The organism is Cytobacillus sp. FSL H8-0458 (assembly GCF_038002165.1).
Classification (GTDB): domain Bacteria; phylum Bacillota; class Bacilli; order Bacillales; family Cytobacillaceae; genus Cytobacillus.
Genome location: NZ_JBBOBR010000001.1, coordinates 2,896,321 through 2,922,308, shown reverse-complemented (window position 1 = coordinate 2,922,308; position 25,988 = coordinate 2,896,321). Strand labels below are relative to the sequence as shown.

At 42.3% G+C, this 25,988-nt stretch carries 28 protein-coding genes; 16 read left to right on the top strand and 12 right to left on the bottom strand.

The annotated features are described in order from the left end of the window. The first annotated feature begins 109 nt into the window (after positions 1-109). From NYE23_RS14235 to NYE23_RS14215, 5 genes are all read left to right on the top strand, one after another. Positions 110-1,132 carry an ABC transporter permease gene (locus NYE23_RS14235; protein ID WP_341080735.1) on the top strand — a complete coding sequence of 341 codons (1,023 nt, stop codon included), beginning with the start codon at positions 110-112 and terminating at the stop codon, positions 1,130-1,132. After that, positions 1,107-1,901 (top strand): ABC transporter ATP-binding protein, encoded by a 795-nt coding sequence (locus NYE23_RS14230; protein WP_341078796.1) that lies wholly within the window; start codon positions 1,107-1,109, stop codon positions 1,899-1,901. Before NYE23_RS14235 ends, NYE23_RS14230 begins: the two co-directional genes overlap by 26 nt. Positions 1,902-2,052: 151 nt before the next feature. Then, entirely contained in the window at positions 2,053-2,781 is a 729-nt protein-coding gene (locus tag NYE23_RS14225; protein WP_341078795.1) for an AzlC family ABC transporter permease, read from the top strand. Continuing rightward, positions 2,774-3,079 carry an AzlD domain-containing protein gene (locus tag NYE23_RS14220; protein ID WP_009331384.1) on the top strand — a complete coding sequence of 102 codons (306 nt, stop codon included), beginning with the start codon at positions 2,774-2,776 and terminating at the stop codon, positions 3,077-3,079. Before NYE23_RS14225 ends, NYE23_RS14220 begins: the two co-directional genes overlap by 8 nt. A 163-nt stretch (positions 3,080-3,242) precedes the next feature. Continuing rightward, complete coding sequence (locus tag NYE23_RS14215) at positions 3,243-4,535, top strand: M48 family metallopeptidase (RefSeq protein WP_341078794.1); 1,293 nt, start codon at positions 3,243-3,245, stop codon at positions 4,533-4,535. 45 nt (positions 4,536-4,580) lie between these two features. Here NYE23_RS14215 and NYE23_RS14210 read toward each other — a convergent pair whose 3' ends face one another. The 3 genes from NYE23_RS14210 to NYE23_RS14200 form a co-directional block, all read right to left on the bottom strand. After that, on the bottom strand, positions 4,581-4,925 hold the full coding sequence (locus tag NYE23_RS14210) for a Type 1 glutamine amidotransferase-like domain-containing protein (RefSeq protein ID WP_341078793.1): 345 nt from the start codon (positions 4,923-4,925) through the stop codon (positions 4,581-4,583). A gap of 25 nt (positions 4,926-4,950) precedes the next feature. Then, positions 4,951-5,226, bottom strand: a complete 276-nt coding sequence (locus tag NYE23_RS14205) for a hypothetical protein (protein ID WP_341078792.1) — start codon at positions 5,224-5,226, stop codon at positions 4,951-4,953. Positions 5,227-5,289: 63 nt separating this feature from the next. Next, positions 5,290-5,526: an IDEAL domain-containing protein gene (locus tag NYE23_RS14200; protein ID WP_341078791.1), complete on the bottom strand. Its 237-nt coding sequence runs from the start codon at positions 5,524-5,526 to the stop codon at positions 5,290-5,292. A gap of 200 nt (positions 5,527-5,726) precedes the next feature. Between NYE23_RS14200 and NYE23_RS14195 the strand changes: the two genes are divergently transcribed. Continuing rightward, complete coding sequence (locus tag NYE23_RS14195) at positions 5,727-6,281, top strand: competence protein ComK (RefSeq protein WP_341078789.1); 555 nt, start codon at positions 5,727-5,729, stop codon at positions 6,279-6,281. Positions 6,282-6,386: 105 nt separating this feature from the next. Here NYE23_RS14195 and NYE23_RS14190 read toward each other — a convergent pair whose 3' ends face one another. Then, complete coding sequence (locus NYE23_RS14190) at positions 6,387-6,776, bottom strand: hypothetical protein (protein ID WP_341078788.1); 390 nt, start codon at positions 6,774-6,776, stop codon at positions 6,387-6,389. A gap of 231 nt (positions 6,777-7,007) precedes the next feature. Between NYE23_RS14190 and NYE23_RS14185 the strand changes: the two genes are divergently transcribed. The 4 genes from NYE23_RS14185 (at position 7,008) to lepB (ending at position 11,534) form a co-directional block, all read left to right on the top strand. After that, positions 7,008-8,993, top strand: coding sequence for a S9 family peptidase (locus tag NYE23_RS14185; RefSeq protein WP_341078787.1), 1,986 nt, complete (start codon positions 7,008-7,010; stop codon positions 8,991-8,993). Between the two features lie 274 nt (positions 8,994-9,267). Then, a complete protein-coding gene (locus NYE23_RS14180) occupies positions 9,268-10,197 on the top strand; it encodes an LCP family protein (protein ID WP_341078786.1) in 930 nt (309 codons plus the stop codon). Between the two features lie 131 nt (positions 10,198-10,328). Then, positions 10,329-10,952: a TVP38/TMEM64 family protein gene (locus NYE23_RS14175; protein ID WP_341078785.1), complete on the top strand. Its 624-nt coding sequence runs from the start codon at positions 10,329-10,331 to the stop codon at positions 10,950-10,952. Between the two features lie 27 nt (positions 10,953-10,979). Then, on the top strand, positions 10,980-11,534 hold the full coding sequence (lepB, locus tag NYE23_RS14170; protein ID WP_341078784.1) for a signal peptidase I: 555 nt from the start codon (positions 10,980-10,982) through the stop codon (positions 11,532-11,534). 65 nt (positions 11,535-11,599) lie between these two features. On the opposite strand, the gene NYE23_RS14165 is transcribed toward lepB, so the two are convergent. Continuing rightward, positions 11,600-11,926, bottom strand: a complete 327-nt coding sequence (locus NYE23_RS14165) for a hypothetical protein (RefSeq protein ID WP_341078783.1) — start codon at positions 11,924-11,926, stop codon at positions 11,600-11,602. Between the two features lie 246 nt (positions 11,927-12,172). Between NYE23_RS14165 and fabG the strand changes: the two genes are divergently transcribed. The 3 genes from fabG to NYE23_RS14150 all read left to right on the top strand — a co-directional run bounded on the left by fabG (position 12,173) and on the right by NYE23_RS14150 (position 14,791). Further along, on the top strand, positions 12,173-12,913 hold the full coding sequence (fabG, locus tag NYE23_RS14160) for a 3-oxoacyl-ACP reductase FabG (RefSeq protein ID WP_341078782.1): 741 nt from the start codon (positions 12,173-12,175) through the stop codon (positions 12,911-12,913). Between the two features lie 54 nt (positions 12,914-12,967). Beyond that, entirely contained in the window at positions 12,968-14,146 is a 1,179-nt protein-coding gene (locus NYE23_RS14155) for a thiolase family protein (RefSeq protein WP_341078781.1), read from the top strand. Positions 14,147-14,224: 78 nt separating this feature from the next. Next, the gene (locus NYE23_RS14150; RefSeq protein ID WP_341078780.1) at positions 14,225-14,791 is read left to right on the top strand and encodes a GNAT family N-acetyltransferase; all 567 of its coding nucleotides are present in this window, start codon (positions 14,225-14,227) and stop codon (positions 14,789-14,791) included. A 7-nt stretch (positions 14,792-14,798) separates the two neighbouring features. On the opposite strand, the gene NYE23_RS14145 is transcribed toward NYE23_RS14150, so the two are convergent. Beyond that, on the bottom strand, positions 14,799-15,950 hold the full coding sequence (locus NYE23_RS14145; protein ID WP_341078779.1) for an MFS transporter: 1,152 nt from the start codon (positions 15,948-15,950) through the stop codon (positions 14,799-14,801). Between the two features lie 147 nt (positions 15,951-16,097). Here NYE23_RS14145 and addB point away from each other — a divergent pair, with 147 nt between their 5' ends. From addB to NYE23_RS14130, 3 genes are all read left to right on the top strand, one after another. After that, on the top strand, positions 16,098-19,604 hold the full coding sequence (addB, locus tag NYE23_RS14140) for a helicase-exonuclease AddAB subunit AddB (RefSeq protein ID WP_341078778.1): 3,507 nt from the start codon (positions 16,098-16,100) through the stop codon (positions 19,602-19,604). Next, on the top strand, positions 19,582-23,340 hold the full coding sequence (gene addA / locus NYE23_RS14135; RefSeq protein WP_341078777.1) for a helicase-exonuclease AddAB subunit AddA: 3,759 nt from the start codon (positions 19,582-19,584) through the stop codon (positions 23,338-23,340). The genes addB and addA overlap by 23 nt, the downstream gene beginning before the upstream one ends. 176 nt (positions 23,341-23,516) lie before the next feature. Beyond that, complete coding sequence (locus tag NYE23_RS14130) at positions 23,517-23,828, top strand: HNH endonuclease (RefSeq protein WP_341078776.1); 312 nt, start codon at positions 23,517-23,519, stop codon at positions 23,826-23,828. A gap of 34 nt (positions 23,829-23,862) precedes the next feature. On the opposite strand, the gene NYE23_RS14125 is transcribed toward NYE23_RS14130, so the two are convergent. From NYE23_RS14125 to NYE23_RS14100, 6 genes are read right to left on the bottom strand one after another with little or no spacing between them, the layout of a single operon-like run. Next, positions 23,863-24,081 (bottom strand): spore germination protein, encoded by a 219-nt coding sequence (locus NYE23_RS14125; RefSeq protein ID WP_035327074.1) that lies wholly within the window; start codon positions 24,079-24,081, stop codon positions 23,863-23,865. A gap of 25 nt (positions 24,082-24,106) precedes the next feature. Beyond that, entirely contained in the window at positions 24,107-24,493 is a 387-nt protein-coding gene (locus NYE23_RS14120) for a spore germination protein GerPE (RefSeq protein ID WP_341078774.1), read from the bottom strand. A gap of 7 nt (positions 24,494-24,500) precedes the next feature. Further along, complete coding sequence (locus NYE23_RS14115; RefSeq protein WP_009331284.1) at positions 24,501-24,677, bottom strand: germination protein GerPD; 177 nt, start codon at positions 24,675-24,677, stop codon at positions 24,501-24,503. After that, a complete protein-coding gene (gerPC, locus tag NYE23_RS14110) occupies positions 24,674-25,288 on the bottom strand; it encodes a spore germination protein GerPC (RefSeq protein ID WP_341078773.1) in 615 nt (204 codons plus the stop codon). The genes NYE23_RS14115 and gerPC overlap by 4 nt, the downstream gene beginning before the upstream one ends. Before the next feature lie 25 nt (positions 25,289-25,313). Beyond that, the gene (locus NYE23_RS14105; protein ID WP_341078772.1) at positions 25,314-25,553 is read right to left on the bottom strand and encodes a spore germination protein GerPB; all 240 of its coding nucleotides are present in this window, start codon (positions 25,551-25,553) and stop codon (positions 25,314-25,316) included. 13 nt (positions 25,554-25,566) lie between these two features. After that, entirely contained in the window at positions 25,567-25,788 is a 222-nt protein-coding gene (locus NYE23_RS14100; protein WP_341078770.1) for a spore germination protein, read from the bottom strand. Positions 25,789-25,988 lie beyond the last annotated feature (200 nt).

Genomic DNA, 25,988 nt, shown 5'->3' with positions numbered 1-25,988 from the left:
TAGCCAATCCCCCCAAAAAAGACAAAGGACGCCTTTCCGGGAGGCTCGTCTTGTGCTTATCAGGGGTGAGCAAGGCGCTTGCGCTTTTCTAATAGAAAGGAAGATTACTATGCCAACTGCCATCTTTGGCTCCATTGAAGCAGGTGCGATATATGCCTTAATGGCGCTGGGCGTTTACCTCTCATTCAGAATTTTGGATTTCCCCGATCTGACGGTGGATGGAAGCTTTGTAACGGGCGCATCTGTAGCAGCTGTCATGATAACAGGAGGATACAATCCATTTTTGGCAACTATGGCAGCATTGCTTGCGGGTTTTGCAGCAGGCTGCCTTACAGGCCTTCTTCATACAAAAGGAAAAATTAACGCCCTTTTGTCCGGAATATTAATGATGATTGCATTATACTCTATCAATCTCAGGATTATGGGTAAGTCAAATGTTCCTCTGCTGTCTGAGGAAACGGCTATCACAAAGATTACAGCATTCTGGCAGGGACTTGGAATAGATCAGGCTATCCAAAGCCTGCTTGGAGCGCTGGGAATGAGTTTTGTTCCTAAGACCTGGGGGATTCTATTGCTTATGCTGGTTTTGGCATTTGCTGTAAAGGTACTGATGGATCTATTTTTAAAGACAGACATTGGATTGGCTATACGGGCGACCGGAGACAATGAGACAATGATCCGCAGCTTTTCTGCTGATACAGACCTCCTGAAGATAGCCGGCTTGGGCATTTCAAACGCACTGGTTGCATTTTCAGGAGCATTAGTGGCACAGTATAACGGATTCAGTGATGTCGGAATGGGAATCGGGATGATAATCATCGGACTTGCATCCGTAATCATCGGAGAAGCCATTTTTGGTGCAAAATCGATTGTCAGAGCTACACTGGCTGTCATCGGAGGAGCCATTTTATATCGGATTATCGTTACTCTCGCATTGAGAGTGGAATTCCTTGAAACAGGAGATATGAAGCTGATTACAGCAGTAATTGTGATTGGTGCGCTGATTCTGCCAAAGCTTATTCAGCAGCAGAAGGAGAAGCAGAGAAAGCGCCGGAGATTGGCAGAAGCGAAAAAAACAAATGCTTACGGGAAAAGTGGTGAACATTTTGCTGCAATTAAATCAGATTCATAAAGTGTTTAATGAGGGAACACCAGATGAAAAAACAGCTCTGCACAAAATCGACCTTCACCTGAAACCAGGGGACTTCATGACGGTTATCGGCAGTAATGGAGCGGGAAAATCTACTCTTATGAATATGATTTCGGGCAAATTGATTCCTGATATGGGAGAAGTGCTGGTTGATGGAAATGATGTCACTCTCGTGAAGGAACATAAAAGATCCAGGCTGATTGGACGCGTTTTCCAGGATCCGATGGCCGGAACAGCCCCTTCCATGACCATAGAGGAAAATCTGGCCATTGCTTATGCGAGAACTTCTGCGCGCGGACTTCGCAAAGGGGTTTCCAGAAGACGGCGTGACTTTTTCCAGAATCACCTGGAAATGCTTCATCTGGGATTGGAAAATAGACTTTCGGCAAAAGTCGGACTGCTGTCAGGTGGAGAACGGCAGGCGCTATCCCTATTGATGGCGACCTTCACAGAGCCTAAAATATTGCTTTTGGACGAACATACCGCTGCTTTGGACCCGGCTCGTGCAGAATTAATTACCAGTCTTACGAAAGAGATTGTGGAAAAATATAATCTCACAACATTGATGGTCACCCACAATATGCAGCAGGCACTTGACCTGGGAAATAGGCTGATTATGATGGACAAGGGCCAGACCATTTTTGAAACAAATGAGGAAGAGAAGAAAGGTTTGACAGTGGAAAAACTGCTGGAGGAATTCCAGAAAATCCGCGGTGAGAAAATGAACAGCGACAAGGCGATTCTAATTTAGATTTGTGGACCGGACAAGGTTTTTGCCTTGTTCGGATTTTTTGTTCAAGCGGTGCAGAAATATTTATAAGCGATAACATATTCTTCTAATATTAAGTCTATTATAGTATAATTTTTAGAACCTTTTATTATATTTTTAGGCGGTGAGCATTATGGCAGAACTTGCAGTCGGAAAGCCTTCCGGTGAAGTTAGAAAAGGGGTGCAGTCGGGAATCAGCATCGCGATAGGATATGCACCCATTGCTTTAACATTTGGGCTGCTTGCCAAAACAACCGGTCTTTCAATTGGTGAAACAGCTTTAATGAGTTTGCTTGTATTTGCCGGGGCAGCACAGTACATATCCCTGAGCCTGCTTACATTGGGAACAGGCATATTTGAAATTGTTTTGACAACTTTTATCGTGAATATCAGGCACTTTTTGATGTCTACCGCTCTTAATGAAAAGTGGGATGATGAACAGGCTGCCAACAAGGTGATTTTATCATTTGGGATTACGGATGAAACCTTTTCTGTTGCAGCCGTACGTGAAGAAAAAGTAACAAGCGGTTATATGCTTGGGCTCATATCAGTTTCCTATGCAAGCTGGGTCATTTGCTCGGGGCTTGGCCATCTTATTGGGGCGAGCCTTCCGCAGACCTTGCAGGAAAGCATGTCTGTTGCTCTTTATGCCATGTTTGTCGGACTTCTCGTTCCGTCTATGAAACAGAGTGCAAAAGTGGTTTTTCTTGCCGCACTTGCAGCGTGTTTTAACACGGTTTTCACTTTGACTAATACGCTATCGACAGGCTGGGCAATTGTATTGGCCACGCTTTCATCGGCTTTAATAGTGGAATGGATTGAAAGTGTAAAAAACAGGAACAGGAGGCAGGAGCATGAGTAGCCATATTGTGTGGATGATTGTTGGGATGGCAGCAGTTACTTATATCCCAAGGCTGCTGCCTTTTGTGCTTTTTAAGGGGAAGGAGCTTCCCGGCTTTGTTCAGGGGATATTAAAGAATGTGCCTTATGCGACATTAGGGGCACTCATTTTTCCGGGTATTCTATTTATAAATGAAGATATTTGGTTTGGTCTGCTGGGTGCAGCTGCTGCTTTTCTGGCAGCCTTTTTAGGCGCAAATGTGATTGTGGTCGTCCTGGGATCGATCGCAGTGTTATCTGTATATTCTTTTTTGTTTTAGAAAAGATAATGATGGATGTTCTTTAGCCGGTTCCTTCTTGAACCGGCTTTTTCAATAGAACTGCTGGAATAGAAAGAAATGATTGTCCCATCAAAAGAGTTCTATTTACAGATTTTTATACTAAACTAAATATAGAAAGGTTGTACTATAGGAGGGGAATTTGATGGCGCGGAAATTAGGTTTTTATGGGGCTCTGGCCTTTTTCGTATACGGTTTATTTTTTTATTGGTATCTATTCTATTTTGCTGACACCAGTCTGCCCTTTGAGTATGAAGGTTCACGGGCAGATCCTGCAACTTTCCTGAACGGCAGGGAACTGATGCTCAGTGAGGAATATTCTAAAATAAGAAATCTGCTGTTTTTTATTTCTACACCTTTTGAATGGATATTTTATTTATTCATTCTTTTATTCGGCTTATCAAAGGCTTTTAAAAAATGGGCAGAACAGACTGCGCCATATAAATTCCTGCAAACGGCGATCTATTTGATTTGGCTTTCTTTTTTCGCCTTTATTGCTACGATGCCATTGAGCTATATCAGCTTTTCGCTTTCAAAAACGTATAATATCTCCACTCAGAGCTTTAGCGGGTGGATGAAGGATGAACTCATTGATTTTTGGGTTAATTATGGAATGATGCTTCTTATTGTGTCTGTTCTTTACTGGCTGATTAATAAGAGCAGGAAAAGATGGTGGCTTTACGCGTGGCTATTGTCTGTTCCATTTACCTTATTTATGATGTTTCTGCAGCCGGTTGTCATTGACCCTCTGTATAATGATTTCTATCCTTTGAAAAACAAGGAACTTGAAACGAAAATTCTTGATTTGGCCAATCAGGCTAAAATACCGGCTGAACATGTCTTTGAGGTCGATATGGCCGAGAAAACGAATGCGCTGAATGCATATGTAACAGGGATCGGCTCAAATTCAAGAATTGTTCTTTGGGACACAACTCTGAATAAATTAACTGAAGATCAAATCCTGTTTATTATGGCACATGAAATGGCCCACTACGTGGAGAAGCATATTTACATCGGAATTGGAGGATACTTGCTCCTTTCTCTGCTGGGGCTGTATTTGACAGCTAAATTAATGGAAAAAGCAGTAGATAAATGGGGCAGGGCGCTAAAAATTCCTGCAGTAAATGATATACGTTCCCTGCCGCTGTTTTTGATGATTCTTTCCATGCTGCTCTTTATTTCAAGCCCTTTATCTAATCTTGTTTCGAGATATCAGGAAACAAGGGCAGACCGTTATGCCATTGAAATGACAAAGGATTCAAAAGCCGCAATAGGCACATTTCAGGAGCTGACACGTGCCGGTTTAAGCCAGGTAAATCCGCCTCTTCTTGTGAAAGTATTCCGATATGGGCATCCAACGATGCTGGAGCGCATTTCTATGCTCGAAGAATTTGAAATGGAACAGAAGCATAAAGAACGGGAGGAGACAGCGGACTGATTTGCTTCATTATAACTAAAAAAGCAGGCCAAACGGCTTGCTTTTTTAAATTTCATTTTTATAAATATGTATGCTTCCTTCATTGTCAGCCTGAATTTCATTGTGAAAATAGACGCCTGCAGCATCGTCAATTCCATAACCCGTTGCGGCATTGATTTTTTCTGCCGCTGCCTTTAGATTTTCCCGTTCATTCCACTTGGTAAAATGGACACTGATGGCGCAATCCCTGATTAACCCGAGCCCTTTCAAAAAGAGGTGCTGTCTTTTAGGTGTATCAATAGGGGGGATGATGCAATGCTCCGGGATGATGAGAGCGCCTGCCGAAAAGCCTGCTACAGGAACACCGTTCATGTACATCCTTCTAATGCATCCTCCAGTTTCACTATTCACAATGGATCTTCTGTAATTTTCTGTATCATCGCCTCCAATAATGATGCCGGAACCAGGACATCAATTCTTGAAGAAAAGATTCTGCTGGGTCAGGGGAAAGCGGCAGATAGCAGAAATTCCTGGCTCCATTAGGAATTAAGGCAGAAGTATACTTATCCATATACACCTCCCAGCCTTTCCTTTCCAAAAAGAGTATAGCAATTTTGCCATCCGCGCCACAGGCAAGCTCTGTAAACATTCTTCCAAACCTATGCCCGAATGGAGGGCTTCCGCCCATTAAAAATAAATGCCTGCTGTTCATTATTCCTCGCCTTCCTGACTAAAAATAAAATACCCCGCTGATTGGCGGGGGACAAATTGCTTTTTAAGTGCCAAAACGCTTGGAAAGTTCTTTGTACTGCTTCGAAAAATGCATAAATGCCGGTTTATTTCCTTCATCAATCGCCGCGTCTACTTTTTTCATCAGCTTTTCTTTTTCATTATTCAACAGAATCTCGGAAATCAGCATATCAAGGTAAAGGTCAAGTACAAAAGATTCCTTAAGGATTTTCCGCTTAGATCCACTCGTTTTCATTAATTCGGTGTATGGTTTTTCCTTCATGGAAATCACCCCTGAGCTTTTTAATATTATATGGAATTGCCTTTGAATATTCAACTAAATTTTTTAAATTTTTAGAAAATATTTTCAGGTTGTCGAAATTGTGAACAATTTCAAAACTATTGAATAAATTAGTAATTTTTAGATAAATTGGTGGTAATATGGAAAAGCTAGCGCAAAAAAGAAAAAGGAGATGGAGATATATGAGCCAAAATATTCAAATAATCGAAGAATATGAAATCAATCCAAATACGATGATTATTAAACCTCTCTCTTATGGTATAAAAGTTTATTCGCAAATCTGGGAGCTTAATGATGAAATAACTTCCCCCTTCAAGCCGATCGAAATAATTAAAAGCAGCTGCAAATATTTTGGATCAAGCTATGAAGGAAGAAAAGAGGGTACACGCCAATTAACGGGCTTTACCCATAAAGCTCCGATAACAGTTGACCCCACAAATTTCATATATTTTTTCCCGACGGCCTCTCCAAACAATCCGGAATGCATCTGGATTGCATTGGATCACATCAATTACTTCAAGCGAGCGGAAAACGCACAAACTCAAGTGGCTTTTAAGAATAAGCAAAGCTTTATCATTCCAGTATCTTATACGACTATTAATAATCAGGTGCTCAGAACAGCACTGCTGAAAACGACATTGATAAAAAGGATAGAAGATTCAGAGAGAAAATCACTTTATTATGTGAATGGTTCCAAACTAATGAATGCTTCGGAGAGAAATGGAGCCTACCAATAGAGAAGGGATTAGAATTGAAGGATAACCAAGAAGCATGCGGAATTTCATGCTTCTGTTTTCCATGTATATTACCTTATTAGCTGCAGGCTTTTCTTATTACAAAAATTAATTGGCCTTTAGATTTTTCCCTGGTCCAGGCAAAGGTTTTTTAATGAGATAATAGGTCATTAGCTCCTGAACTTTATTGCGGATTCGGGGGTTAAAATAATTATGGTGTTCCTCATATCCTTTGTACATGAACATAAACATAGTAAATGCCTCATCCCTCTTTATTTCCTGTACCTTTAGCTGGTTTATATTCATATAGCGTTTTACCTCAGAGAGTTCACTTTGAATGACCTTCATTGTTTCTTCAACTAAATCAAGATAAGGCTGTTTTAGTTTAAACGGGCTTTTATTAATGACAATGGAGTCGCGATTTAAAACAGTCAGCACCATTGGCAGATAAATAGCCTGCTCCATGATATTACGGTCTTCCTCAGGAATTCTGGTCATATTGTTCTGCTCCCCTTAATCAATAGTATCCTGTCAATAAATAAGAACAAATGTTCTTATTCAATTTTACAAAGGAATGTTTTATCTTGCAAGAGCCTATATTTGTCGAAATACTGTTATACTTCATCATTTCCAATAATTAAAAAAAGTTTCAGCCTGCAGCTTATTGAGAAGGGATTTTATTTCCGATGTCGAAATAAGTAGAACAGCACAGTAGGAAGGATGGAATAAATGACGCAAAAAAGAACAATTAAACCAGAAGACCTTTATCAATTAAAATCTGTAGCTGATCCGCAGCTTTCCATGAATGGAAATGATCTGGCTTTTGTCGAGACCAGAATGCTTGAAAAGGAAAATACATATAGTTCAAATATTTTTTACACAAATACTGCAGAGAGCAATAAGCCTGTTCAGTGGACTTACGGCAAACACCGTAATCATTCACCCCGCTGGTCTCCAGATGGGGAGTTAATTGCATTTGTATCAGACAGAGGCGGGAAGTCACAGATTTATGTGATGAGCAAAGCAGGCGGAGAAGCCAGACAGCTGACACATTGTGCAAATGGTGCTTCTAATCCTGTTTGGTCCCCTGATGGAAAGAAGCTTGCCTTCAATCTTTCAATAAAACCGGGTGAAGACGCAGAAACACCAGAAAATCAGGAAAAAAAGGAAGAAAAGCCAATACCGATTGAAATTGAAAAAATGAAACACAAATCTGACGCTCAGGGTTTTTGGAACGGAAGGTTCAGCCAGGTTGCATTAATAGATATAGAAACTGGCGAGATGGAGCAGCTGACATCCGGAGAACATGATTTCCAATTGCAGGACTGGTCTCCAGATGGGAAATGGGTTGCTGTTTCGGCAGATTTGAATGAAGATAAGGATTTTTCTTTTTTAAGTGATGTGTATATCATTCATCTTGAAACAAAAGACATGAAAAAGATCACAGATGGAAAAGGTTATTTCGGAAGTGCTGCATGGTCACCGGATGGAAAACACATAGGATTGTTCGGCCATGAAAGGGAATACGAAAATGCTACGCATACCAAAGTATGGGTGTATAACCTCGAATTCGAAGATCTGCAGTGTCTGACTGCAGAATCGGACATATTGGCTGGTGATTATGCCATCGGAGATTTCCAGCAGGGTGCAGTAACACCGGGAATTCTTTGGGCAGAGGATAGCAGAAGCTTTTATTTCCTGGCAACTGATCATGGCAATACAGTTGTTTATTATGGCTCTTTAGATGGGGAATTATATCCTGCCCTGCTTGGTCAGCAGCATGTATATGGACTGACAACAGGTGGAACTATCAATAAAGCGGTTGTAGCCATCAGCAGGCCGTCATCTCCTGGTGAGTTATTTTTGCTTGATGTTCCGACAGGGGAATTAAAACAGCTGACAAAAGTCAATGAAGAGTTCCTGAGCGAAGTGGAGCTGGCAGATGCAGAGCCCATTCAGTTTAAATCTTCGGATGAGTGGGCCCTGCATGGCTGGATCATGAAACCGGTCCATCTGAAAGAGGGCCAAAAAGCACCGCTTGTGCTTGAGATCCATGGCGGCCCTCATGCTATGTATGCAAATTCTTATTTCCATGAATTCCAATGCCTCGCTGCAAAAGGCTATGCGGTTTTATTTATCAACCCGCGGGGAAGCCATGGATATGGCCAGCATTTTGTGGACGCTGTCAGAGGAGATTACGGGGGCAAGGATTATGAGGATATTATGGATGCAGTCGATTACGCGCTCGAAAACTTCGATTTCATCGATAAAGAACGGCTTGGCGTAACGGGAGGAAGCTATGGAGGCTTTATGACCAACTGGATTATTGGACACACCAGCCGGTTCAAGGCAGCAGTCACTCAGCGCTCCATTTCCAACTGGATCAGCTTTTATGGAGTAAGTGATATCGGCTACTATTTTACTGATTGGCAAATCAAGAGTGATATGAATGATATAGAAAAACTATGGAAACACTCTCCGCTTGCTTATGTGAATGATATGAATACACCACTCCTAATTCTGCACAGTGAAAAAGACTATCGCTGTCCAATTGAACAGGCAGAGCAATTATTCATTGCCTTAAAGCATCGGAAGAAAACAGCAAAATTTGTCCGGTTCCCTGAAGCCAATCATGAGCTTTCAAGAAGCGGAAAACCGAATTTAAGAATCAGCCGCCTAAACTATATAGCCGGCTGGTTTGATGAATATCTCTAAAAATGTTGCCGCAGGCCTACGGGTTTGCGGTTTTTTTCATAGACCTGTAAAGGTACACCAAACTTGCCGATATATCAATGATGTCATTTTTTTATGCAGGAAACTATTTAAAATAAATTGCAAAGAATCCAATTCATCTGCAGAATATAAGGGTATACAGGATATACCAGCAATGATATCGAAACTTTTTAATGAAACAGCAGTCGAATATAGGTGAAGGTATTTCATACCTGCGGGTGAATTATAATTTTACTGCAAAGAAAGGACTTATCTTATGAGATCAGATAGATATGAAAAGAAGAAAAAGAAAACAAAGTGGAAATCTTTCCTCCTAATTCTGCTTCTCTTGATTGCAGGAACCCTTGGCTATTCGTATTTTCAGTTTAAGCAAGGCGTTTCCCAGACAGAAGGAGAAGCAAATATACAGACAGAAGAGTTTGAATTCAACGGGGCAAAAGATAAGTATGGCGGGACGAATATCCTGATTCTTGGAAGTGATGCAAGGGGTGAAGAGAAATCAAGGGCTGATACCATTATGGTTGCACAATATCATCCTGAAAAGGGCACATATAAGCTTATTTCTTTTATGAGAGATATGTATGTGGACATACCGGGCCATGGACAAAACAGAATAAATTCTGCTCTTGCTTATGGTGGTCCTGAGTTATTGAGGCAGACGCTCAAAGAGAACTTTGATTTAGATATTAAATATTACTCCATTGTTGACTTTGAAGGCTTTGTACATTTAATTGATGAAGCTTTTCCAAGAGGGGTAGAAATTGATGTGGAAAAAAGAATGTCTGCCAATATCGGTGTAACACTGGAACCGGGTCTGCAGCGGCTTGATGGAGAGCATCTCCTTGGGTACGTCAGGTTCAGGCAGGATGCAGTAGGGGATTTTGGAAGAGTAGAACGCCAGCAGAAGGTAATGAAAGAAGTAGCAAGCCAGTTTACAAGCCTTCAGACCATTACCAAGCTTCCAAAACTCATCGGGGTGGTAACTCCTTTTGTAAATACCAATATGAACACGGGTGATATTCTGTATATTGGAAAAGATTTCTTATCTAAGGATAACAGGAATGTAGAGACTCTTCGTGTTCCTGTTGATGGAACATTTGAAAACGAGAGAATTAATGGTGCTGCGGTTTTGGGCATAGATAAAGAGGCGAATAAAGCGGCAATTCATGAATTTCTTTCAAAATAAAAAAGACAGAAACACTGTTTTTGGCGGATTAGGTGTACAATAAAAGGGGAAATGGTAAAACTAGGGGAAACTTATTATTTATCAAAACGATTGGACTAAGGTATTGCTGCATATTGGACAAGGAGATACTAATGGATTTTGAATTGATCAAAGATTGGTTTACATTAGAGAATATAATGGATTTAATCCGGGAGTATCGTTCATTTGGACCTCTTCCCGGTATCCTGCTTCCAATGCTAGAAGCATTTTTGCCCTTTCTGCCTCTGTTTTTGTTCGTTATGGCAAATGCAAGTGCATTTGGCCTCTGGCTGGGATTTTTATACTCCTGGGTCGGAGCGGTCGCAGGAGCGCTGATTGTTTTCCTTCTGGTCAGAAAATATGGCCAGAAACGGATACTCCGTTTTTTGAAAAATCATAAGCAGGTCCAGAAGCTTATGAAATGGGTTGAAAAGCATGGATTCGGGCCATTGTTCATCCTGCTTTGTTTTCCGTTTACTCCTTCAGCGGTTGTCAATATTGTAGCTGGGCTATCAAATATCAGTATTGCTCAATATATGCTGGCAGTCCTGACCGGAAAGATAGTAATGATTTTTACAATAAGCTTTGTCGGATATGATATCAGATCATTAATAACACAGCCAATTCGGACTGCCATTGTGGCACTGGTCATTTTCATTCTTTGGTATGTCGGCAAAATTATTGAAATAAAGATGAATATGAGCGTAGAAAAAGATCGCGGGAATAAAAAGCACTGAATGTATAAGTAATAGGGGAGATGAAAGGTGAAGGAAGGATTGAGAAAAGAAGGAGCGGAATGGCTGAAGGCTTTTGCAATAGGCATTATCATCTTTGCTTTTATACGGACTTTTTTCTTCTCCAATTACGTTGTCGAAGGTGAATCCATGATGCCTACCCTTCAGGATGGAAATAAGCTGATTGTCAATAAAATCGGCTATCAGATCAGCGATTTAGAGCGCTTTGACGTAATTGTTTTCCATCATAATGATGAAGAGGATTTTGTAAAAAGAATAATAGGAATGCCAGGGGATGAAATTGCATACAGTAATGATGAATTATTTATTAATGGCAAGAAAGTGGATGAACCTTACTTGGATAAATACCGGAAAGAAACCTCAGGAGGCAAACTGACAGGTGATTTCACACTGCTGGAGATGACGGGCACAGAGACGGTGCCAGAGGGAAAATTTTTTGTTATGGGAGATAATCGCCTCGGAAGCTGGGACAGCCGGCATTTTGGATTTATTTCAGCCGGCCAGGTTGTAGGAAAAGTAAACCTGCGCTATTGGCCGCTTGATGAAATGGATGCGTCATTCTAAAAGACTTTCTAGTAAAAGGGACTCGATTAATTCGAGTCCCTTTATTTTTGCAGGAAAGACTCATCTTAGATAACATGCAAATTGGGGTTATTCCTATATTCAGGTTCGCAGTTTACACACACGTTTTCATCATAGTCAGTCATATTCACATCTTCACGATTGTATTCAATTCCGCAAAGGGAACAGGCAACCATTTTTTCCTCTTCCAGTTCTTCCGGGTGAATGGGTATAGCGTCATTAATATTAATAGGCTCTACGGTAATTCCGCGTGAATTGGCCATTTCGGCATTTAAGTATTCCTTTGCGGATTCTTCACTTTCCCAAAACCCCAAGTCCCACAACAGCTCCTGGGCGTCGCCGTTTTGTGCCATCAATCCATAAACAACTTTCATGATAAATGCCCCTTTCCAATTTGCTGTCTATTGTTTTATATTTCTTAGCCTTTTTTGGCTGCGGTTAAACCGATTCAAAAAATTCCCAACAGTTCCCTTGAAAGACTTGGATCGTTGTTTAACAATAATTGCATGGAATACAGGAGAATCTGCGGGCTTTGTCGAATAATAGCTGGTGTACACCTTACCGGATACGTATTAGTTTTTAATGTCGGAATATTTGAACATATAGTGGAGGTGCAATTAATGAGGCTTAAGGATAAAGTCGCCATTATTACGGGTGCTGCCAATGGGATTGGTCTCGCTGCAGCAGAAAGGTTCGCAAGTGAAGGAGCCGCAGTAGCCATGGCAGATTTTGATGCAGACATGGGAATAACCCGGGCTCAAGTGCTCAATGAAAAAGGATTAAAGGCAGAGTTTTTTCAGGTAAATGTAGCTGACAGGCAAAGCATAGACAGTATGGCAGAAGCTGTAATAGCGGCATTTGGGAAAATTGACATCCTCATCAATAATGCAGGTATAACAAGGGACGGGATGCTTGCAAAGTTATCCCCTGATGATTTTCAGGCGGTTATTGACGTGAATCTGGCAGGTGTCTTCCATTGTACACAAGCAGTGCTTCCATTCATGCTGGAGCAGGGAAGCGGAAAAATCATCAATACATCTTCTGTTTCCGGAATCTATGGGAATGTCGGACAGACAAACTATGCTGCAGCCAAAGCAGGTGTGGTGGGAATGACCAAAACATGGGCAAAAGAACTCGGCAGAAAAGGAATTAACGTAAATGCCGTGGCCCCAGGATTTATCTCTACAGGTATGACAGCAAAAGTGCCTGAAAAGGTCATTGGCCAAATGCAGGGCATGGTTCCGCTGGGCCGACTGGGAAAACCGGAAGATATTGCGAATGCATATCTGTTTCTGGCTTCGGACGAATCTGATTATGTGAATGGCACGGTCCTGCATGTAGATGGCGGTATTATGATGTAATAACCTGACTCCGAGCGAGTGCTCATTAATCAGTAATAAAAGGGGTGGAAAAGTATGAGAAATGTTGTAATAACATCAGCAGTAAGAACACCAGTCGGGACTTTTGGAGGAGCCTTTAAGGATCTTCTGCCGACAGATCTGATTGTACCAGTTTTAAAAGAGGCTGCCGAAAGAAGCGGCTTGCAGAGCGGTGACGTGAATGAAGTAATTTTGGGACACTGCATTCAGCGTACAGATGAACCGAACACGGCAAGAACAGCAGCATTGCTTGCAGGCTTTGAAGATACGACAACAGGATTCACAGTCCAGAGACAGTGTGCATCCGGTATGCAGGCCATTATTTCCGCTGCCCTGCAGATTGCATCAGGCATGTCAGATATCGTGATTGCCGGAGGAGTAGAAGCCATGAGCTCCAGTCCTTATGTATTAAAACAGCATCGCTGGGGCGCACGTATGCAGCATGGACAGGTAACCGACACAGTATGGGAGATTCTCGAAGATCCAATCCATCATATCATGATGGGAGAAACGGCAGAAAACCTGGCAGAAATTCATTCCATCACAAGGGAAGAGCAAGATGAAGCGGCATTGCTTAGCCATAAAAGGGCCCTGCATGCAATTGAAAACGGTTACTTTGATTCGCAGATCGTTCCAATTACTGTGAAGAGCCGGAAAGGAGAAGTAACCGTTGCAAAAGATGAAAACCCGCGTGCAGACTTAACAGCGGAAAAGTTGAGCAGCTTGAAGCCGGTCTTTAGAAAGGGCGGAACGGTAACAGCAGGAAACTCATCCAGCCTGAATGACGGCGGAGCAGCACTAGTCCTCATGCCGGAAGAGCTGGCTCTGGAAAGAGGACTGAAGCCGCTGGCAAAGATTGCTGGCTTCTCTGTAGCGGGAGTAGATCCGAAAGTAATGGGAAGAGGACCTGTTCCAGCAGTTAAACATGGTCTTGCCAGTGTCAATTGGTCACTTGAAGAAGCTGATTTGATTGAGGTTAATGAGGCCTTTGCGGCCCAATATTTGGCGGTTGAGAGAGAGCTTGGCTTAAACCGGGAAAAAGTAAATGTAAATGGAAGCGGAATCAGCCTTGGACACCCTATTGGATGTACAGGTGCCCGTCTTGTTGTGAGTCTTGTTCATGAGTTGAAGAGAAGAGGAGGCCATAAAGGAATAGCTTCTCTATGTGTCGGAGGCGGGATGGGAGCCACAGTCTTTGTGGAAACGTACGAATAAAGAGTTCCTTCGGGAGCTCTTTCTTTATCCAATGGATTCAATCTTGCGAATAATTGATTTTTTACGGGAGTGAAGAAAGTGTTAAGCAGTACGATATTGTCAGGAGAAAATATTATTCTGGGGTCATTTATTGACGATGATATCAAAAAGATAATCGATTGGCATGCGGACGAAAAAATCATGAGAAATCTGGATGCTCTTCCGGTAAAACCTAAACAGGAAACAGAAATTAAGAAGTGGCTTGATGAGTGCCCGCAAGACACCTTCAGATTTTCACTCAGGTTAAAAGAAGGAAATGAATTGATCGGCTATGCAGAGTTAAACGGCATTTTATGGCCGCACAGAACGGGCTGGGTTACCATAGCCATTGCAGATGAAGCCAAATGGGGAAAAGGGTATGGAAAAGAAGCTATGCAATGCCTGAGCCGCTATGCTTTTAGGGAACTGAATCTATATAGGCTGCAGCTTACAGTATTTTCGTATAATCTAGAGCCAGGACTCTTTATGAAAGCCTTGGATTTCGGAAAGAAGGCTGCTGCAGAGAGTTTCTGGAACGCGATGGAAAACGGCATGATATGTATCTCTACGGCCTCCTCCGAAAGGAATGGAAAGAGTGAAGAAGCGCGGATAGGGTTCCACGCTTAGCCTATTATTATGACTGAAGATCAAAAGCAGCTTCTTTTGGAAGAATATAACAGAAAACGAAATTCAGAAGGGAAAACGCAAGAAGCAAATACAATACATTATGAAATTGAAGAATCATTACTGCTGGCGGTGCAAAGCTTGCACCGGTTAATAGTATAAAAGAATAGAGAGATAGGGCTTTTGCACGGTCAGCCCCTGCAAGCATGCCAATCAATGTGATAACAGTGGGTACAAGAAGGGATATGGATGCCACAAACATGATGGAGATAGCCATCAGGGCATTCGTGCTGCTGAAGAAAAACATATTAATAATGCTGACTGTCCCCAAAAGCAAACCAAGCTTCAATGTGGAGTAAGCCCCAATCCGCGCAATTAATTTTCCGGTAAAGAGTGACAAAAGTGCCCCAATCAAACCCACTGCCCTTATTGTGAACAATTCCTCCATAGTTCCCCTGAAATTCCTGCCTATTGCATCATAAAAAGCTGCGAAGGAAAACAGAAGAGTAAAGGTGATAGCGTAACATTTGAGCAGGCTTCCCTGTCTTATTAGTTTTTTCATAATAGTAACAGTGGATGTCTCTGTTTTAAACGGACGAGACACTGACGGAAGTATTTTATACGAGGCCAGGAAAAGGATGAAATAGCAAACAGCAAAGAAATAAAAAACATAGTTCCATTTATAATAAAAAGTAATTGCCGAACTGATCAGCTGCCCAAGTATGCCTGCAGCAAGAAATCCTGTATTAATGAAAACCAGCAGAAGCGTACGGCTCCTTGGCTGAAAAAGGTCAAATGAATAAGCGAAGGCAACAGTAGCAAAACTGCCAAGGGTCACTCCCTGAATCGACCTGGTAATATAGAGCGCCTCTGCATTAGGAGAAAGCCCGACGGCACAAGTAGATAAAGCAGAAGCAAGCAAACCTGAAATAATAATTCTGCGTCTGCCAAATGTATCGGAAGCAGGTCCGAAGTATAACAGGCCAACAGCATAAAAAAATGCAAAAAAACTTCCCCCGGCCACAATATGATTTTCATTTACTTTATATGAGTCTGCAATCTCCCCGTAAATAGGAATCAGTGTATAAATATTGCTGGCAACAAAAATGCCTGTAACTGTCAAAATGACTGAAGTCGCAATCAAGACCCGTTTTGAAATCATCCATATCACCTGCCACTATACTTTATGCACTGACCACTATAGAGGAAAGTTGTCACTTCCGCCATTTTGAAAAGCCCCATTCGAAAAATTGAACAGCTTATATGATAAAATAATGATAGAAAGAGAGCTTTTTTAAGGAGGAAAAATATGACCGTACGTTTATTGATAGGCCGATCCGGGAGCGGCAAAACGGAATACTGCCTAAATGAAATCCGCGATGAACTGCGGTTTAATCCGGATGGAGATCCAATCATTTATTTAGTGCCGGAACAAATGACGTTCCTTTCAGAATATAAATTAATAACAACACCTGGCCTTGGCGGAATGATCCGCAGCCAGGTATACTCCTTCACGCGACTTGCCTGGAGAATTCTTCAGGAAACGGGAGGCATGAGCAGATACCATCTTAATAGTGTAGGCATCAGCATGCTAATCCGCAAAATCATTGAAGATAAAAAGGATGATCTTAAGCTGTTTCAAAGGGCTGCAGACAAAAATGGCTTTATTCAGCAAGTTGAACAAATAATAACCGAATTCAAACGTTATTGTGTAGCTCCCGATGAACTGGCGGAAAGGCAAAATCAGCTCTCGGCAAGCGGGAAGTCAAATAAGGCACTCCAGGACAAGCTGCATGACCTTGAGATAATCTATAAAAATTTCGAGGAATCCCTATCTGGCAAATATACAGATTCAGAGGATTATTTCCGCCTGCTTTCGGAAAAAGCCTCCCATTCAGAGTATCTGAAAAATGCCGAGGTTTATATAGATGGCTTTTACAGCTTTACACCACAGGAATATGCAATTGTTGAACAGCTGATGAAGCAGTGTAAAAACGTCACAATCACATTAACACTTGACCAGCCGTTTAAGAATAATGCTTCTGATGAGCTTCATTTATTCAGAATGCCGGGAGAAAACTATCAGACAATCAAAGAAATGGCTTCCCGCAACAGGCTGGATGTGGATGAAATACTCCTTTCCGAACAAAAAAGGTGGTGCAACCCTTCACTTAAGCATCTTGAGGCACATTTTGACAGCAGGCCTGCAGAGGCACTTCCAGGGGAAGCGGACATTCACATTGGACAGGCTGTCAGCAGGAGGGCCGAAATTGAGGGTGTTGCCAGAAAAATAAATAAGCTTGTTCGCACAGATGGCTACCGCTACCGTGATATTGCCGTACTTGCAAGAAACGGCCAGGATTATCATGACATGATTGAAACGGTGTTCCGTGACTATGATATCCCATTTTTTATTGACCAGAAAAGAACCATGCTGAATCACCCCCTCGTTGAGTTAATTCGGTCAACCCTGGAAATTATCAATGGGAATTGGCGCTATGAACCGATTTTCAGAGCTATAAAAACAGAGCTGATTTTTCCATCAAGGTTAAACCCCGGGAAGCTTCGTGAGCAAATGGACAGACTTGAGAACTATGTTCTTGCCTATGGCATTCAAGGAGACAAATGGACGAAGAAGAAGAGATGGATTTACAGAAGAATCAGGGGGCTAGAGTTTGAAGCAGTTGCCCAGACTGATGCCGAGAAAAAAGAAGAAGATGAGTTAAATGATTTGCGCGAAATGATTACAGGCCCAATATTAAGACTGCACAGACGCTTAAGAAAGGCTGCTGATGGCCGCGGCTTTTGTGAAGCTTTATTTTTATACATGGAAGAATTGGATGTGCCTGTGAAGATTGAAAAGTGGAAAACTGCCCAGGAGGAGAAAGGGAACCTTGTTAAGTCCAGGGAACATGGACAAGCATGGAATGCCATTATGGAGCTTCTGGATCAATATGTGGAAATGCTTGGTGAAGAAGAAGTGACACTTAAGCGTTTTGCTTCCATTCTTGATGCCGGACTGGAGTCGCTTCGCTTTACGCTTGTTCCGCCTGCCATCGATCAGGTCATGGCGGCCGATTTGGAAAGATCAAGGCTAACCGATATTAAAGCTGCCTTTGTCATTGGGCTGAATGAGGGAGTTCTTCCTGCCAAATTCTCGGAGGATGGTGTGCTGGCAGATGACGACAGGGAAATACTGAACACGAACGGAATGAAACTGGCGCCAGGAAGCCGCACACGTCTGCTTGATGAAGAATTTATAGCTTATAAAGCGTTTGTTACTCCATCAGAAAAACTTTTTATCAGTTATCCACTGGCAAATGAAGAAGGTAAAGCACTTATGCCTTCTCTTTATATTAAGAGATTGGGGGATTTATTTCCTGATTGCAGGCACCATTCCTTCATGTCTGATCCGGCAGAACTGCCGGAAAGGGAGCAGCTGGAGTATGCGGATAACCTTAATACAGCATTATCATATTTGACTTCGCAGCTTCAGCTCAAAAAACGCAGCTATCCAATCTATGACCTCTGGTGGGATGTTTATAACTATTACCTGAAAAATGGGCAGTGGAGAAGGCCTGCATTGAAGGTGCTTTCCAGCCTTAATTATGAAAACAGGACACTTCAGCTTGGCGAAGACGTCAGTAAGGAATTGTATGGCGACCATATTCAGGCGAGTGTTTCCAGAATGGAATTATTCCATAGCTGTCCATTCTCTCATTTTGCGCAGCATGGACTAAGGCTGCGGGAAAGACAGGTATACCGCCTGGAAGCACCGGATATCGGGGATCTTTTCCATGCTGCTTTAAAATTTATTGCAGAAACAGTTATGACACAGAAACTTTCATGGACAGATATGACGAGGGAACAGTGTGAGATCCTTGCAAAAGAAGCAGTTGAAATGCTTGCTCCTAAACTTCAAAATGAAATTCTCTTAAGCTCGAACAGGCATCACTATATTAAGAGAAAGCTTGAGCAAATTATCAGCAGGGCTTCTTATGTCATCAGCGAGCATGCCAAATCAAGCGGATTCTCGCCTGTGGGCCTTGAATTGGGGTTTGGTCCGAAAGGAGAGCTTCCTTCGCTTGCTTTTCCTCTTAAAAACGGGGCTAAAATGGAGCTTGTCGGAAGAATTGACAGAGTAGACAAGGCTCAGGATGCAAACGGGACATTTTTACGGGTAATAGACTATAAATCCAGCTCCAAGGATCTGAACGTAAGTGAGGTTTACTATGGCATTGCTCTGCAGATGCTGACATATCTGGACATCATAATTGCCCATTCCGGCTCTTTAATTGGAACAAAAGCCGATCCGGCAGGAGTCCTTTACTTCCATGTCCATAATCCAATCGTCAGCACTTCAAAAATGCTGACATTGGAGGATATCGAGCAGGAAATCTATAAGAAATTCAAAATGAATGGCCTGCTGCTTGGAGATGAAAATGTGATCAGGTTAATGGACCAGACTCTTGAGACGGGCGACTCATCCATTATCTCAGCCGGGTTCAAAAAGGACGGCACTCTTTCGAAGCGGTCTAAAGTGGCAAGCAAGCAGGAGTTTGATTACTTGCGCCGGTATGTAAGAAAGATGTATAGGAATACAGGCAATAAGATTACAGAGGGCAATGTTGAAATTGCCCCATATAAAATGAAGGAAAAAACACCATGTACATTTTGTGCCTATAAATCTGTATGCCAATTTGATGAATCTCTTGAGTCAAATGATTACAGATTATTTACTCCTAAGCCAAAAGAAGACATGATTGAAATCATCAAGAAGGAGGTGGAGGGAGATGAAAATGACTATACCGCCTAAGCCGGAAGGTGCAACCTGGACTGATGACCAATGGAAAGCGATTATGGCCAAGGGCCAGGATATCCTGGTGGCTGCAGCAGCCGGATCAGGGAAAACTGCTGTTTTGGTTGAAAGGATTATCAATAAGATTATCGCTGTTGAAAATCCTATCAATGTCGATGAACTGCTTGTTGTGACCTTCACAAATGCCTCGGCAGCAGAAATGAGGCACAGAATCGGGGAGGCTCTTGAAAAAGCTATTAATGATAATCCGCGGTCTGCTCACCTCAGAAAGCAGGTAAGCTTATTAAACAGGGCATCGATCTCGACTTTGCACTCATTTTGCTTAGAGATGATACGCAAATATTACTACATGACCGATATTGATCCGGGGTTTCGGATCGCTGATGAAACTGAAGCACAGCTTTTGAGGGATGAAGTACTCGAAGAGCTTTTTGAAGAGGAATATGGCAAAGAGGGGAATGAAGGATTCTTTGCACTTGTTGACACTTTTACAAATGACAGAAGTGACACTGCTCTTCAGGATATAATAAGGGACTTATACGATTTTGCCCGTTCCAACCCTTCACCTGATCAATATCTTGATTCAATAGTTGAAATGTATAGTGTGGACGGAGTCAGCAGTCTTGAGCAGCTTCCATTTGTCTGTTCACTTTTGGAGGATATTGATCTTCAACTGAAAGGAGCCAAACAGCTGCTTGAATATGGGCTTGAGCTGACCAAGCTTCCAGGGGGACCGGCTCCGAGAGCTGAGAACTTTATCGCAGATCTGCACGTTGTAAATACACTAATTGAAGCGAAAAATGATTCATGGACGATGCTGTATGAAGCGATGCAATCATGGTCTTTTGGCAGAGCTAAAACGTGTAAGGGTGATGAATATGATGAAGGACTGGTCGAAAAAGCAAAAAAACTTAGAGATCAGGCCAAAAAAATCATAACCGGCCTGCAGGAAGAACTGTTTTTCCGCAGGCAGGAAAGCTTCATGCGTGATATGGCGGAAATGAAGCCTCATATCGAAGAGCTTGTTTCGTTAGTTAAAGTATTTTCCATTCGCTTTGATCAGGTTAAAACTGAAAAAGGGCTTGTTGACTTTGCTGATCTTGAACATTATTGCCTTGAAATTCTTTCATCATCAGATGAGGAGGGAAGGCTTTTGCCTTCAGAAGCGGCTCTTGTTTGCAGAAATCAGTTCAAAGAAGTTCTGGTTGATGAGTATCAGGATACCAACATGGTTCAGGAAGCTATTTTGCAGCTGGTAACGGCAGATTCAGAAGAGAACGGGAATTTATTCATGGTAGGGGATGTTAAGCAGTCGATCTACCGTTTCCGCCTTGCAGAGCCTAATCTGTTTCTGGGCAAGTACACGCGGTTTGACCGGGATGGAGAAAGAGCAGGGCTCAGAATTGATCTGGCGCGAAATTTCAGAAGCCGTAAAGAAGTTCTGCATGGGACCAACTATATCTTTAAGCAGATTATGGGGACGTCTGTCGGTGAAATTGAGTATGACGAGGCGGCTGAACTTATTAAAGGAGCTCCCTATTCAGAGGATCAGGAGCAGCCAGTTGAGCTTGCTATTATTGACCTTGAAGGAAGTGAAAAGAGTGAACCAGAGCCTGAATCCATGGATGAGGGTTTTGAAAGCGAAGATTTAGCCCAGTCACAGCTCGAAGCCAGATATATGGCGTCAAAAATAAAAGAAATCATTGGGAATCGGAAAGAAGTTTACAACACAAAGACTCATTCCGGACGGCCTGCCAAGTACAGGGATATTGTCATCCTGCTTCGTTCCATGACATGGGCACCGCAGATTATGGAGGAATTCAAACAGCAGGGAATCCCTGTCTATGCCAATCTTTCCAGCGGTTATTTTGAAGCAACAGAAGTAGCGATTATGATGTCACTTCTAAAAGTGATAGATAATCCGTATCAGGATATTCCGCTGGCATCGGTTCTAAGATCTCCTATTTTGGATCTGACCGAAGAAGAGCTTGCACAAATCAGAATCCATAATAAAAGGGGTTCATTCTATGAAGCATTAACTTCTTTTTGCAGGAATCACCCTACCCTTGAAACGGGAGATTTATATGAAAAGGTCCGGCCATTTTTTGACGCTCTTGAAGAATGGCGTATAATGGCGCGCCAAGGCTCCCTTTCCGAGCTGATCTGGCATCTCTATAGAGAAACCAGATTTTATGATTTTGTCGGCGGTATGCCTGGCGGAAAACAGAGGCAGGCAAATCTTCGGGCATTGTACGACAGAGCCAGACAGTATGAAGCAACCTCATTCAGAGGATTATTCCGCTTTTTAAGGTTTATTGAACGAATGCGGGACAGAGGCGATGATCTTGGTGCTGCCCGCGCTTTGGGTGAGCAGGAAGATGTTGTCCGCCTTATGACGATCCACAGCAGCAAAGGTCTGGAATTTCCTTTTGTTTTTATTGCAGGGCTTGCCCGCAGCTTTAATACAATGGACTTGAAAAAGCCATATATGCTTGATAAGGAATTTGGATTCGCTGCAAAATATGTAAATGCCGAGAAGAGAATTTCGTATCCCTCTTTGCCGCAAATTGCTTTTAAACGAAAAAAGAAAATGGAAATGCTGGCTGAAGAAATGCGGGTTCTATATGTTGCTTTAACGAGGGCGAAGGAAAAGCTGTACCTGGTTTCGTCTGTCAAGATTGCAGATAAAAAATTAAATAAGTGGCTGCAGGCATCCGAACATAAAGACTGGCTCCTGAATGAGTATGACAGGGCTTCTGCAAACAGTTATCTGGACTGGATTGGCCCAGCACTTGTCCGGCATCGAGAGTGTGAGGCATTGAGAGGGGAAGTGCCGGTGCACCCTCTCGTCCCGGGTGATATACTTGAACACCCTTCCTGCTGGAATGTAACCATAATTAAAAGCGAAGAAGCTGAAAATCTTTCGGAAGAAGCCAATGAGGGTGAAACGGATTTGCTGAAATTGGTTTATGAAGGAAAAACAGTTCCGGCAGAATCGGCTTATAGGGATAAAGTTCAGGAACAGCTTTCCTGGAAATATTCCTTTAAGCAGGCAGCTCAAGCTAGATCTAAACAATCCGTTTCGGAAGTGAAGAGGCAGCGGGAGATTTTTTCAGAAGAAGACAGCGGTACTGAATTAATCCGTAAAATCAGTAAACCGATGCTCAGCCGGCCTCGCTTTATGCAGGAAAAATCACTTTCTCCAGCTGAACGGGGTACTGCTATGCACGCTGTCATGCAGCATATTGATTTCAGCAGGACTGCAACAGTGGAAACGATATCCTCCAAAATGGATGAGATGGTCAGGAAAGAATTGCTCACGGAAGAGCAGTGTGCCAGTATTGAGCCACAGTTGATTGTGCAATTTTTCGAAACTGAACTGGGACAAAGAATGGTTCAGGCTAAATCAGTACGCAGAGAAATACCATTCAGTTTATCTTTCCCTGCCCGGGAGATTTATTCTGATTGGCAGGGTGAAGATGAACCGGTTCTCATTCAGGGGATTGTGGACTGTGTATTCGAAGATGAGCATGGGTTGGTGCTTCTGGATTATAAAACGGATGGAATCAGCGGCCGTTTTAAGGGAGGGTTTGCTGAAGCCAAACCGGTTCTCGAAAACAGGTACAAAGTTCAAATTGATATGTACACCAGAGCATTGGAACAGATTTTAAAAAGGGAAGTCAATGAAAGATACCTGTTTTTCTTTGACGGAGCTCATACAATTAAATTATAGGAAAAGCCGGCAAGGGGACTTGCCGGCTTTTGTGTATGTCCAGGAGGGTCATTATTGCGCGCCCATCCAGAGAATTCCCGCGAACAAACGAATCATCCCCTAGCACAAAGAGGAGGATTACGCGTATTACTACCACCCCAAAATAAAGGGTATTGTAAATATAAAGGAGGCTTACTATGGGAAAAAAGCAAACAGAAACCGGAACCTGCGAATTATGCCTAAGGGGGGATACTGATATAACAGTCCACCATTTAACACCGAAAGAAATGGGGGGCACCTTCCTTCCAACCGCTAAATTATGCATACCCTGCCATAAGCAGATTCATGCTTTATATACGAATACAGAGCTGGCTGTACGGCTGAATACAATCCAGTTATTGCAGCAGGATGATAAAATCCGAAGATATTTGCAATGGATCAGAAAACAGCCTTCATCTAAGCTGACAAAAGCAAGGAAGTCGAATGAACGGAAATCAAAAGGACGATAACGAAGGTGCTATCGTCCATTATACTCTCATTCAATTAGTTATTGCCGACATTTGGCTGATCAACCAGACTGGTATCCAGTACGTTACTGGCGCTAAGGCCATTGTTTGTAATGACAAAGCCGCCTGTGTTAGCGGCACCCTGTCCGGTTGTTGATTTGGAATTGTTTTTAGGAGAGATATAAAGGGAGTCTCCGAATTGAACAATTCCACCGCTGACATTAATGATTTGTACAGGTCCGATTATAGCTGGCATGTAAAACATCCTTTTTGAAAAATTTTCACCCTTGAGTTCTGCTGTTTTTTGGGTAAATCTGACGGATATGCTTGACCCGGGCTTCCATTGAAATGTTTCCACTGTTCCCGATATGGATGACAGAGGAGGAGGAAACCCCGATAATATCAATGTTCTGAACCCGAATGATCGGATTGAGCTGTGTTGTCTGCATAGTTATGTCTTCTTCAATTGGGATTAAAGGGATGGGCTCACTGAATACAGGATAGACTGAAAAATTCCCTTCCTTGGCGTTAAAATACTCAACTTCTCGCTGATCAGCAATCGCTCTTGAGAATCCTTTAATAAAGCATGAGTCCCCGATTTCAAATACAGAAGAAAAGGCAATGGTGTCAATATGGATCCTATCAACAGATGAAGTTCTTTGCAGCATAGGCAGCTTACTCCGGTGTCAGCGGCACAAATGGCCCTATTAGAAGTGACTCAGGAGGTGTATCAAAAGTGGCTGCCAGCTGGATCGTTTGCGTATCTCCCACCATTAAAACAGATGAACTGGATACACCCAGCACTCTTATGCTCCCAACGCACAGATCTCTGTTATATACCTGATAATTCATTCTTTATTCATTCCCTTCATATTCTCCGGCAAGTGCGAGATAAAGGCATAGACCCCATTGTAAATTTCCTTCTTTATCAGCTCTATAATCTCTTCGTTATCATTTTCCTGCCCTGAGCGATTCGATGCCTGCTGCTGGATATAGTACTCAATTCGGTTAGGAAGCTGCTTTTTGATATCTTCTTTGATAAATCCAATATACGAGTCATCCACATTAACATTTAATTTCTTCTGGGCAGAAGCTGTAATTTCCGGAAGTTCCCGTTCTAAATACTGATAAATAGTGTCTTCAATTTCCATCGTTCTCTTCATCTGGGTTTTAGGCGAAACAGGTGCTTTAATGTTTTTGTTATCTACGGCAAAATCTTCAATGTTTTGCAGCTCAGAAGGATTCAAGCCAATATTTAAAGTTCCTTCAAGAGACTCTACCTTAAGCTGGTCGAATTTATATTCAATTCGATCGACCTGCATCGGCGGACGGCTTTTCAGGACTTCAGTCTCTTCCTGAAGTTTGTTGACCGCTGCTTCCAGGCTGCGTATTCGTTTTTCCTGTGCCTCTACAAAAGCATGCAATTGCTGAAGATAGGCATTTAATTGCTGATTCAAGCGCACCACCTCGCTTTATTAAAAATGAAACTTATCGTTTCTGTACTCTTGTCAGAGGTACAGCTGGCCCCAGAAAAACACTCCCCCCTGCTGGCCCCGCAGGCGCCGGAGCTTCCGCCTCAGGTGCAGGCTCGGTAAAGCCGCCAGTGTTATACAAATAAGAAGCCGGCTTTATAATGCCTGCACTTCCAATCTGCATGACGGAAGAGTTTGTAATCCCGCCGATCTTTATAAAATGAATATGAATGGATTGCTGTATATAGAAATTCATAGTATCACCCATTTTAAGCATTGAAATAATTGCCCTGATCCACGCCATCACAATCATAAGTGTTTGTTGAGCTCCGTTGATTGTAAACATTCAGTCCATCCCCAGTATTAAATGATCCGGCACCTGAAAAGGTCTTAGCGTTCGAAACTGGCATGATTTTATATACGTCCCCGATATTGAAGACAGAACTGCTCCCGATCGATATGACCTGTGCGACTCCCACAATAGCTGGCATACATAACATCCTTTTAAATGATTTCTTGTATATCGTATGTGCCTAAACGCTGAATGTGATTAATCAGCCCAATAATATCTCAGTTGTTCGTTAATTTAAGGACGATAAAATGTTATATAACAGACAAATTTGGCGTGAAACTGTTTTAACTTTTGTGATAATATAGAAAATATAAAATTAACAAAATTTTCAGTGAGGTG